Origin of the sequence: Actinoalloteichus spitiensis RMV-1378, assembly GCF_000239155.1 — a bacterium.
In the GTDB taxonomy this organism is placed as follows: domain Bacteria; phylum Actinomycetota; class Actinomycetes; order Mycobacteriales; family Pseudonocardiaceae; genus Actinoalloteichus_B; species Actinoalloteichus_B spitiensis.
The window spans coordinates 1-10662 of record NZ_AGVX02000484.1; the positions used below are offsets into that span (position 1 = coordinate 1).

The 10662-nt window shown below is 74.2% G+C and carries 8 protein-coding genes; 4 read left to right on the top strand and 4 right to left on the bottom strand.

Annotated elements, in window-relative coordinates; genetic code table 11:
* Window positions 1-34: 34 nt before the first annotated feature.
* The gene (locus ACTIDRAF_RS0219825) at window positions 35-856 is read right to left on the bottom strand and encodes a hypothetical protein (protein ID WP_157163160.1); all 822 of its coding nucleotides are present in this window, start codon (window positions 854-856) and stop codon (window positions 35-37) included.
* A gap of 705 nt (window positions 857-1561) precedes the next feature.
* The gene (locus tag ACTIDRAF_RS0219835) at window positions 1562-2650 is read right to left on the bottom strand and encodes an aminotransferase class V-fold PLP-dependent enzyme (RefSeq protein ID WP_016700466.1); all 1089 of its coding nucleotides are present in this window, start codon (window positions 2648-2650) and stop codon (window positions 1562-1564) included.
* Window positions 2651-2928: 278 nt separating this feature from the next.
* Between ACTIDRAF_RS0219835 and ACTIDRAF_RS0219845 the strand changes: the two genes are divergently transcribed.
* Window positions 2929-3339, top strand: a complete 411-nt coding sequence (locus tag ACTIDRAF_RS0219845; protein WP_026066303.1) for a secondary thiamine-phosphate synthase enzyme YjbQ — start codon at window positions 2929-2931, stop codon at window positions 3337-3339.
* A 31-nt stretch (window positions 3340-3370) separates the two neighbouring features.
* Here the strand turns inward: ACTIDRAF_RS0219845 and ACTIDRAF_RS0219850 are convergent, their stop codons facing one another.
* On the bottom strand, window positions 3371-4399 hold the full coding sequence (locus ACTIDRAF_RS0219850) for an LLM class flavin-dependent oxidoreductase (protein WP_211215386.1): 1029 nt from the start codon (window positions 4397-4399) through the stop codon (window positions 3371-3373).
* A gap of 119 nt (window positions 4400-4518) precedes the next feature.
* On the opposite strand from ACTIDRAF_RS0219850, the gene ACTIDRAF_RS0219855 reads away from it, so the two are divergent.
* On the top strand, window positions 4519-5427 hold the full coding sequence (locus tag ACTIDRAF_RS0219855; RefSeq protein WP_157163161.1) for a DUF8017 domain-containing protein: 909 nt from the start codon (window positions 4519-4521) through the stop codon (window positions 5425-5427).
* Between the two features lie 76 nt (window positions 5428-5503).
* On the opposite strand, the gene ACTIDRAF_RS0219860 is transcribed toward ACTIDRAF_RS0219855, so the two are convergent.
* Window positions 5504-7252, bottom strand: coding sequence for a proline--tRNA ligase (locus tag ACTIDRAF_RS0219860; protein ID WP_026066305.1), 1749 nt, complete (start codon window positions 7250-7252; stop codon window positions 5504-5506).
* Between the two features lie 326 nt (window positions 7253-7578).
* Here ACTIDRAF_RS0219860 and ACTIDRAF_RS0219865 point away from each other — a divergent pair, with 326 nt between their 5' ends.
* Window positions 7579-8325, top strand: a complete 747-nt coding sequence (locus ACTIDRAF_RS0219865; protein WP_016700472.1) for a YaaA family protein — start codon at window positions 7579-7581, stop codon at window positions 8323-8325.
* 857 nt (window positions 8326-9182) lie between these two features.
* Window positions 9183-10662 (top strand): DEAD/DEAH box helicase (locus ACTIDRAF_RS29985; protein WP_083886503.1); only part of this gene is annotated, 1480 nt, incomplete at its 3' end.

Genomic DNA, 10662 nt, shown 5'->3' on the forward strand with positions numbered 1-10662 from the left:
CCCGGCGGCGCGGTGCGCGCCGGGCAGCGCGGTCTCAGCTCCCGTCGTCCCAGGCGAGCGCCAGTCCTTCCTGCGCGATCTGCCTGAGGAGGTCCTTGTCCCCGGTCCTGGCGGGGTCGAAGAAGGCCGTCTCCACCACGGTCAACGTGCGGCTCTCCAGCTGTGAGGCGTACCCGTACTCCGAACCCTGGCGGTGGAGTTCGGTGGGGCCGCCCTCGAACCGGATGTTCTCGCGCAGCAGGTCCTTCACGTTGCCGGTGTTGTCGGTGTCCAGCAGCGCCTGGAGGTCCCGCGCCGCCTGCTCGTCGGGCATGGTGGTGCTGACCACGGAGACCACCACCTGCTCACCCTGGTCGGTCTCGGTCGCGTAGAGCCAGCGGTGCAGGCTCTCGCACTGCTGCTCCTCGAAGAACCGTTGGGCGGGCCGCCCGTAGGAGGACTCCACGCAGTCGACGTGGCTGCCCTCGTCGAAACGTTCGGCCTTCTTCTCGAAACGGCTGGTCTCCTCCGGCTCGGTGGACTCGCTGGGGGCGGCGGACTCCAGCGAGGTGATGTCGCCGGAGCCCCCCGTCCGCACGTCGTCGGCGGGCCCCGGTCGCATCGCCAGGTAGAGGCTTCCCGAGACGACGGCCACCCCGACCAGGCCGAGCGCTTGGAGGGCGAGCTTCTTGTACTTCTGGTTGTCGCCGCCCGGCGCCGCCGCCCGCGTTCTCGGTGGTGGACCTCCCGGGCCAGCGGGACCACCAGGGCCAGCGGGACCACCGGGACCGGGCGGCCCGTAGGGGCCGGGCCCGGCGCCGGGCGGCGGGCCTCCCGGCGGGCCGGAGTGGGCGATCGCGGCCGCCGGGATGTCCACGGCGGTCCCCCCTCGGGGGGCGGACGGGCCTGGCGGCGGTGTGGCCGGTGCCCCGGGCCCCGTCTGGACCGTGGGCACGGCGCTCGGGGGGAGGGGGACGCCAGCGGGCGCGGAGTGCGATCCCGGTTGGGCGGCCGGCGGGAAGCCACCCGGAAGCGCGGGGCCGCCCTGCGGTGGCGAGCCGGGCGGGTGGCCCACGCGGGCGGTGGCGGCCGCCTCCTGCGGTGGTGGCGCGGGGCTCGCCGGCACCACCGGGATCGTCGTGGTGGGCCGCTCGTCCGGTGTCGGGTCGGCCGGCGCGCCCAGCCGGGACAGCGAGGGGGTGGACCGCGTCGTCCCGCCGGGTTCGGCGGGGGTGGTCGGGGACGCGCTCACGCTTGCCGGGAGGGCCGCGGACGACCGCAGCGCGGGCGAGGACCGTTCGGCCGGCTCCCGCTCCGGGGTCGGCGGGGTACCACTCTCGGTGGGGCGATCAGAGGAACCACCGGTCCGCTCGGCGGCCGGAGTCACCGGGCCGTCGTCGGCCATCTCGTCCGGCGCACGCCACGGGGACGCCTTGCCAGCCGTCGCCGAGGTCGGCGGAGGAACCTCCTCCTTCACAGCGGGCAACGGAGCGGTGTCATCGTCTCGCCCGTTCGTGTCGCGCTGACTCGCTGGGTCGGGTGCGCTCTCCACGTCGGACATGAGATCACACCGTAACCGCATTCACGGAGCCGCCGACACGGGTCCCACCTCCGGTGCGCTCCGGGAACCCGAGGCGCGCAGGGCGTGAACCGCGTGGAGGACGTCCTCCTCGGTGTTGTACAGGTGGAACGAGAAGCGGAGCGCCCCGGCGCGCTGGGCGCACCGCACCCCCGCCCCGGTCAACAGGTCCATCACCTGGGATATCGGGCCGGGCGCGGGCACTGACACGATCGGGGAGTCACCCTCGTCCAGCCCCAGTTCGGCCCGGAACCGGGCGGCGAGGCCCACCACGTAGCGGGAGACCTCGTCGAGGTCGAGTCCCGCCAGCCACGGCAGGGAGTGCGCGGCGCCCACCTGGGCCAGCCAGACGGGCGAGATGTCGTACGCCCTCGCGTCCGGAGCCAGGCGCAGGGGAAGTCCGTAGACCGTCCGCCACGGGTCCTCCCCCGCGTACCAGTTGGCGGCGTGGGGGACCGTGCGGGACCGGGCCCGTTCCGACAAGGCCATCCAGGCCGAGCCACGCGGGCAGAGCAACCACTTGTACCCGGCGCAGACGACCCAGTCCGCCCAGTCCAGCCGCAGGGGGAGCCAGCCGGCGGCCTGGGTCACGTCCAGCAGCACCGGCGTGCCCCGCTCCGCCACCGCGCGGAGCCCCTCGAGGTCGACGATCCGCCCGTCGGCCGACTGCACCGCGCTCACCGCGACGAGGTCGTGGTCCTCGGCGGCGGGGACGAGGTCGTCGAGCCCCACCTCGGTGGTGGTGACGCCCCTGTCCCGCTGGGCGGCGAAGGGGAAGGTGACGCTGGTGAAGTCACCCGTCGCGGTCAGCACCCTGGTCCCCGGGGGAAGACTGGCGGCGACCAGGCCGACCAGCTGCGACGCGCTGGCGCCCTCGGCCACGTCGCCGGTGGCGACCCCGACCAGGGACGCGAAGGCGGCCCGCGCCTCAGCCACCCACCGGTCGTACCCGGGGGCGGTCGACCGGCCCCGCGCCCAGTCCCGGACGTCCCGCTCGACCGCGTCGGACGTGAGGGTGGGCGGAATCCCGATGCTGGCCGTGTTCAGGTAGCCGACCGGTACCGCGAAGTCCTGACCGAATGCGCTGCGCACGTCCCGAGACTACGACCAGTCCGGGCCGGGGAACAGCGTCGTGGTGCCGGGCCCGTTCCCCTCCGCACCGAGGACCCGGCGGGGGTGGGCGTCCGACGGGAGGTGCGGGGCGAACGTGGGCGCCACCCCCGGGGGTGCGCACGCGGGAGAGCGCACCCCCGTTAGGGCGTCCGTCCCGGGGTGCCCGCGCGTCGTACCCCGTCCTGGGCCCACCGAGCGGCCGCTCTCGGCGGGTGCTCGGCTGCGGCGGGCACCGCCGCGCTCCTATGGTGGGGACCGTGCTGAGCGAGGAGTTCGAGATCCGCACCGGGTCGGTCGAGGTGGTGTACGACCTGACGGCCGAGTGCGAACAGTTCCTGAGCCGGGCGGCGAGATCCGACGGGCTGCTGAACGTGTGGGTGCCCCACGCCACCGCCGGTCTCGCGGTCCTGGAGACCGGGGCCGGCAGCGACGAGGACCTGCTCTCGGCGCTCAACGACCTGCTCCCCAGGGACGACCGGTGGCGCCACCGGCACGGAACGCCCGGTCACGGCCGGGACCACGTGCTGCCGGCCCTGGTTCCCCCCTCGATGACCGTGCCGGTGCTGGGAGGGCGGATGGCGCTGGGTACCTGGCAGTCGGTGTGCCTGGTGGACACCAACGTGGACAACCCGGTGCGCCGGGTGCGCCTGAGCTTCCTGGCCGGTTGACCCACGCCCGGCCCGGTGGGGCCGGCCGGGGTCAGCTCCGGGGGCGCAGCCCGGTGGCCCCGGCGAGCAGTTCGTAGGAGCGGCGGCGTTCGCCCTGGTCGAAGATCTGCGAGGTCACCATGACCTCGTCCGCCCCGGTGCGCGCGATGAGGCGGTCGAGACCGGCGCGGACCGTGTCGGGGGAGCCGACGATGTGGGAGGCCTGGAAGGCGTCCACCACCTCGCGGTCGAGCGGGGTGAAGGGGTGGGCGGCCGCCTCGTCGGGGCTGGGCAGCGTTCCGGGGCGGCCCGTCCGCAACCGCAGGATGGCCAGCCCCTGCGAGCCGGCCAACCACTGGGCGTGCTCGTCGGTCTCGGCGCACACGACACCGGCGGCCACCATCGCGTAGGGCTCGGACAGGGCGTCGGAGGGGCGGAACGACTCGCGGTAGACCTCCAGCGCCGGCAGCAGGCCGGCCGCGCTGAAGTGGTAGGCGAACGCGAAGGGCAGCCCGAGCAGCCCGGCGGCCCTGGCGCTGTAGTCGCTCGACCCCAGCAACCACAGCGGCGGCTGGTTCCCGGCGGCGGGGACCGCGTGGATCCGACCGGGGCCGACCGGCTCGTCCGGGTGCTGCGCGAAGTAGTCGATGAGCTCCCGCAGCTGCCGGGGGAAGTCCTCCACCGACAGCGGGTTGGCGGTGCGCCGCAGCGCGGCGGCCGTGTGCCCGTCCGTGCCGGGTGCCCGCCCGATGCCCAGGTCGATGCGCCCGGGGTGGAGCGCCTCGAGCATCCCGAACTGCTCCGCGACCACCAGCGGCGGGTGGTTGGGCAGCATCACCCCGCCCGATCCGACCCGGATCGTGGAGGTGGCGGCGGCGACCTGGCCGATCAGCACCGCCGGCGCCGAGCTGGCGATGCCCGGCATGTTGTGGTGCTCGGCGACCCAGTAGCGGTGGTACCCGAGCCCTTCGACGTGGCGGGCGAGCTCGACCGAGTCACGCAGGGCCTGGGCGGAGCTCGACCCGGTCGGGACCGGTGCGAGGTCGAGCACGGACAACGGGATGTTCACGGGGTCGCTCACGGTTCGGTTCAACGCGCACGGGTGGGTCTGGCTTCCCGGCACCGGGTGGTGGTCCTGGTCACAGTCCGCCTTCGCCGTACCGCGTCGAGGTCGCGGGAGCCCCGGCTACGGTGACACGCATGACTTGGCCAACGGGTGGGCCGGGCGGTCCCGGCGACGGCAACTCCTGGGGTAGGGACCCGGCTTCCGCGACCGGACGGCACGATCCGACGGGAGCGCCGTCGTACTCGGGTCTCGGTGTGTACGGCCAGCAGGGGGAGCCCTCCGGTCCCGACCGCCGGCGGAAGGTGCTGATCGGTGCGCTCGCCGCCGTCATCGTGGTCTGCGTGACCGCGACGGTGGTCCTGCTCGTCGGCGGTGGCGAGGAGGAGACCGCCGAGGGCGACGACACCCCCGGGCCGGTGCCCACCTCGGAGACGTCGACGACCGAGGGGACCACCGTCGCGCAGGAGGGCCAGGACGGGCCCGCTCCGCTGATCCCGGACTGGCTGCCCATCGCCTCCGAGGAACGCAACGCCGTGTACGACGTGCCGCCGGGCTGGGAGGAACGCGAGCAGCTCGGGTTCACCCTGGAGAACGGCGACGAGATCTGGTACTCGGCACCGGCGTCCTACCAGTGGGACTTCTGTTCCGCGCTCGACTACTCGGCGCGGGGAACGTCGGGGATCTGGGAGGTGGCCGAACCGGACCAGGCCGCCGCCGCCCGCCAGCTCGCCGAGGACATCGCGCGGTCGGCCTACGGCTACTTCGACCAGGAGACGGGCGAGACGATCTCGGAGTTCGAGTACAGCGAACCGACCCCGGTCACGGTGGGGGGCAACACCCAGGGCAGTCACGTGCGCGCGGAGGCCCTGCTGGGCCAGACGCACGACTGCCTCCCGGCGACGGGCGTGGTGCACGTGGTGACGATCCCGTCGACGGCCGGCGGCTCGCTGGCGATCGTGGCGACCGGGGACCAGAGCGCGGCGCACGGCGTGGACGACGCGGACCTGCGGCGGATCGTCGAGAGCCTGCGCCCGCTGAACTGAGGTCCGGTTCCGGTCAGGTGACGCGGCCGCGGGGCCGGGGGTGTGGTCGGCACGCCCCCGGCCCCGTCGCGTCCGGTCAGGCGTCCAGCGCGGCGCGCAGGTGGTCGACGAGCGAGCCGACCTCGACGTCGGTCCGGTCGCCGGTGCTGCGCCGCTTGACCTCGACGACGCCGTTGGCCAGTCCCCGGCCGGCGACGACGATGTAGGGCACGCCGACGAGTTCCGCGTCGGCGAACTTGACCCCCGGCGAGACGGTCCGGTCGTCCAGGATGACCTCGATGCCGGCCTCGTCGAGTTCGGCGGCGATCCGTTCGCCGCCGTCGCGGATCTCCTCGTTCTTCCCGGCGATGACCAGGTACACCGAGGCGGGGGCGACCGACGCCGGCCAGACCAGTCCGAGTTCGTCGTGGTGCTGTTCGGCGATGGCGGCCACCAGTCGGGAGACACCGATCCCGTAGGAGCCCATCGTGATGCGGATCGGTTTGCTGTCCGGACCGAGCGCGTCGAGTCCGAAGGCGTCGGCGAACTTCCTGCCGAGCTGGAAGATGTGCCCGATCTCGATCCCCCGCGCGGCCACCAGGGTGCCCTTCCCGTCGGGCGCGGGGTCGCCCTCCCGCACCTCGGCGGCCTCGATGGTGCCGTCCGGGGTGAAGTCGCGGCCGCAGACCAGGTCGACGACGTGGTGGTCGGCCTTGTCGGCGCCGGTCACCCAGGCGGTCCCGGTGACGACCCTCGGGTCGACCAGGTAGCGGACGCCGTTGGCCAACAGGGCGCCCGGTCCGATGTAGCCCTTGACGAGGAAGGGGTTGTTCCGGAAGTCGGCCTCGTCGAGCAGGGCCACCTCCGCCGGGTAGACGGCCGCCTCCAGCCGCTTGAGGTCGACCTCGCGGTCCCCGGGGAGGCCGACGGCGAGCAGGCTCCAGTCCCCGTCGCCCGGCTGGCGGGTCTTGACCAGGACGTTCTTCAGCGTGTCCGCCGCCGTGAAGGAACGGCCGAGTCCGGCCGAGTTGAGGAACGCGACCAGGCTGTCGATGGTGGGGGTGTCCGGGGTGTGGTGGACCTGGGCCTCGGGCTTGTCCTCCACCGGCTGGGCTGGCGGCGCGGTCGTGACCACGGCCTCGACGTTCGCGGCGAAGTCGGAGCCGGTGCTGCGGACGAAGGTGTCCTCCCCGGTGGCTGCCTCGGCGAGGAACTCCTCGGAGGCCGAGCCGCCCATCGCCCCGGAGGTGGCGGACACGATGACGTAGCGCAGGCCGAGGCGGTCGAAGATCCGCTGGTAGGCGGCGCGGTGCAGCTGGTAGGAGCGCTCGAGCCCCTCGTCGTCGAGGTCGAAGGAGTAGGAGTCCTTCATGATGAACTCGCGGCCCCGGAGGATGCCGGCCCTCGGCCGCTCCTCGTCCCGGTACTTCGTCTGGATCTGGTACAGCACCGCGGGGTAGTCCTTGTAGGAGCTGAACTCGCCCTTGACGGTGAGGGTGAACAGCTCCTCGTGCGTGGGGCCGAGCAGGTAGTCGGCGCCCTTGCGGTCCTTCAGCCGGAACAGGTTGGGGCCGTACTCGGTCCAGCGGCCGCTGGTCTCGTAGGGCTCGCGGGGCAGCAGGGCGGGGAACTGGATCTCCTGGCCGCCGATCGCGTCCATCTCCTCCCGCACGATCCGCTCGATGCGGCGGAGCACGCGGAGTCCGAGGGGGAGCCACGAGTAGCCGCCGGGGGCGACTCGCCGGACGTAGCCCGCGCGGACCAGCAGCCGGTGGCTCGGCACCTCGGCGTCCGCCGGATCCTCCCGCAGGGTGCGCAGGAACAACGACGACATCCTGGTAATCACGGCAAGCTCCTCGGCTGGTCGGGTGCGCACGCGAGGCCGGGGGCCGGCGACCGGGGTCGCGCCGCGTGGGCCGTCGCGAGTGTGTGCCTGTTGGTGTGCGGGCAGAGTAGCGAGTCCACCGTGACACTCCGCGACTGATTACCGGCTCCGGCCGGGCTCCTCGGCTGCCGCCGTTCTCGCGCCCCGTTCCTCCTCCCCGGGAAGCGGTTCCGCCGCCGTGGGCGGACGCGGAAGACCGTGCCTGTTCCGGTGGGCCGGTCTCCGGGGTCCGCGCGCACTCGACGCGCGACGAGGTCGGCGGCGGCGTTTCAGTACCCTCCCCCACCATGCTGGTGCTGCTGCCCCCGTCGGAGACGAAGTCGAGCGGCGGGCGGGGCCCCGCGCTGCGGCTCTCCGCCCTGTCCTGGCCGGAGTTGGAACCGGTGCGGCGCCGGGTCGCCGACGCCCTGGTCGGGCTGGCCGAGGACGTGCCGGCGAGCCTGGCCGCGTTGGGGCTGTCCGAGCGGCAGGAGGACGAGGTGGCGCGCAACGCGGCGTTGTGGTCCGCGCCCACCGCTCCCGCGCTGCTCCGCTACACCGGGGTGCTCTTCGACGCCCTTCGGGCACCCGAGTGGGGGCCGGTGGAGTGGGAACGCGCCGGGCGGCGCCTCGCGGTGTGTTCGGCGTTGTTCGGCCTGCTCCGCGCGACCGACCAGGTGCCGGCGTACCGGCTCTCCGCCGGCAGCCGGCTGCCGGGGCTGCCGGCCCCGCGCACGGTGTGGCGTCCGGCCTTGGCTCCACTCCTCGCGGACGTGGAGGGCCTGGTCGTGGACCTGCGGTCCGGCGCCTACGCGGCGTTCGCCCCGGTCGCGGGCGCGGTGACGGTGCGGGTGCTGTCGGAGGACGCCGGGGGTGGGCGCACGGTGGTCAGCCACCACAACAAGGCGCACAAGGGGCGCCTGGCGCGGGTGCTGGCCACGGCCGAAACGGCCCCGGTGGACACCGAGGGGGTCACGGGGCTGGCCCTGGCGGCCGGGATGCGGGTGGAACAGGTCTCGGACACCGCGTTGGACCTCGTCGTTCCCCGGGCCTGACCGGCTCGCCCGGCTCCGGTCGGAGGTGGTGGGCGGTATCCGCCGGCCGAACACGCCGCCCGCCGCCGCTGGGCATTCGCCGAACCGCGGGGCGCGACGGGTTCGTGGCGCCGCGCCGGCGACGGTTCGCCCGTGATCACGCGACCGTGGACCGGGGATGACGAGCCGCTGGTGGCGGCCGCCCGGGCCACCTCCCGTGCCGCTGGCCGACCGCGTCCGGCCCCGGTGCCCCGGGAGTGGCGGGAACGCGGGTGGGCGTCCGGGTCCCGCAGGGCGAGCAAAGTGGTGCCCGCGACGGCCGTCGTCCTCCCCCGGGACCGGCACGACAGGGCGCGTCGCCGGCGGCGCCACGGCTGGTGGACGTCCTCGGTGGTGGGCGACGCCGTGGCCTCGCCCACTCGGATCGGCCCGTCGGCCCGGCGCCGTCCTGGGCCTGGGACGCGGGGACCGGCGCCGGCCGCCCCGCCCCGGACCTCGGGTACGCCAGCCTGGTGGCGGTGGCTGAGCTGCCGCCACCAGGTCGCGGACCAGGCGTTCCGGCCCGGTGGTGTCGGAGCGTGTCCTGCGCCGCCGGGTGCCGTCGGTTCCGGTCCCGGGCCGTCGGGAGGGAAGCGGAGGTCAGGGTGGGCGGGGTCGGTGGTGGCGCGGCCCCTCACCCCGGGGTGAGCGATGACCGACCGCGACCGTGTAGGCTCGCATCGCACCGTGACGGACGCGTCGGCAAGCGTCCGCGGATGGCTCGACGAAGGCCACCGGTGCCCCATCGTTCACCAATGGCGCCAAGGCGCCGGGCTCGTCCTTGTGATCGCATTCCGCGGCCTGCCGACTGTCGTCGCGGAGCGTCCCCGCGGCGTGCCATGTCACGGAGGTTCTCTGTGCCCACTACGTCCGCGGATCGCGCCCCGTCGCCCCGTCGTTCTGGCCCACGCCGGAACGGGGGTGGGGGAGGATTCCGCCCCCGCCGGCGGCGCGGTGACTCCCGCCGCTCCGCGCAGGTGGTCGAGCCGTCACCGCTGCTCGAACCGACCATCACCGAGTTCACCGGCCCGATCCCGTCCTTCACCGAGCTCGGGCTCCCCGATCGCCTCGTCGCCGCGCTGACCCAGCGGGGCATCACGGAACCCTTCCCGATCCAGGCCGCGACGCTGCCGGACGTGTTGGCCGGCCGTGACGTGCTGGGCCGGGGGCAGACCGGGTCGGGCAAGACCCTCGCCTTCGGACTTCCCCTCCTGGTCAGGCTGCTCGACGGCACCTCCCAGCCGATGCGGCCCCGGGGTCTGGTGCTGGTGCCCACCCGCGAACTGGCGATGCAGGTCCACGACGCGCTCCAGCCCTTCGCGGTGGCGCTCGGCCTGCGTTGCACCACCGTCGTGGGCGGCACCTCCTTCCCGAAGCAGGTGAACGCGTTGCGGCGCGGGGTCGACCTGCTGATCGCCACCCCGGGTCGGTTGTCCGACCACGTGCGGCAGGGCACCTGTTCGCTCTCCGACGTCAGCCTCAGCGCGCTGGACGAGGCCGACCAGATGGCGGACATGGGCTTCCTCCCGCAGGTCAGGGCGATCCTCGACCTGGTGCGTGCCGACGGGCAGCGGCTGCTGTTCTCGGCGACCCTCGACCGGGACGTGGACGCGTTGGTGCGGCAGTACCTGACCGACCCCGTCGTGCACGCGGTGGCTCCGCCCTCGGCGAGCGTGAACACGATGGACCACCACGTGCTGCTGGTCTCGGACGAGCACAAGCCGGACGTGCTGGCCTCCATCGGTGCCCGTGAGGGCCGCACCATCATGTTCGTGCGCACCAAGCACAGCGCCGACCGGGTGGCTCGGAAGCTGCGCCAGGTCGGGGTGGCCGCCGGGGCGCTGCACGGTGGCAAGACGCAGAACGCGCGGACCCGCACCCTGGGCGAGTTCCGCGAGGGCACCACTCCGGTGTTGGTGGCCACCGACGTGGCGGCGCGCGGCATCCACGTGGACAACGTGAGCCTGGTCGTCCACGTCGACCCGCCGTCCGACCCCAAGGACTACCTGCACCGGGCGGGCAGGACCGCGCGGGCCGGCGAGTCCGGCACGGTCGTGACGCTCGTGCTCGACGAGCAGCGCCGCAGCGTCAACTCGTTGACGGGTCGCGCCGGGGTGCGGCCCACGGTGACCCGCGTGCTGCCCGGCGACGAGCAGCTGGCGGAGCTGACCGGCGCCCGGACGCCCAGCGGGGAGCCGGTGCCGGAGTCGAAGCCGAAGCGTCCCGCCCGCGCGCCGCGTCGTGATGGCCCCCGTGAGGGCGCCCGTGCCGGTGGCCGGGGCCGGGGCGCGGCGGGTACCGGGCGGTCGAGCCGCCGGG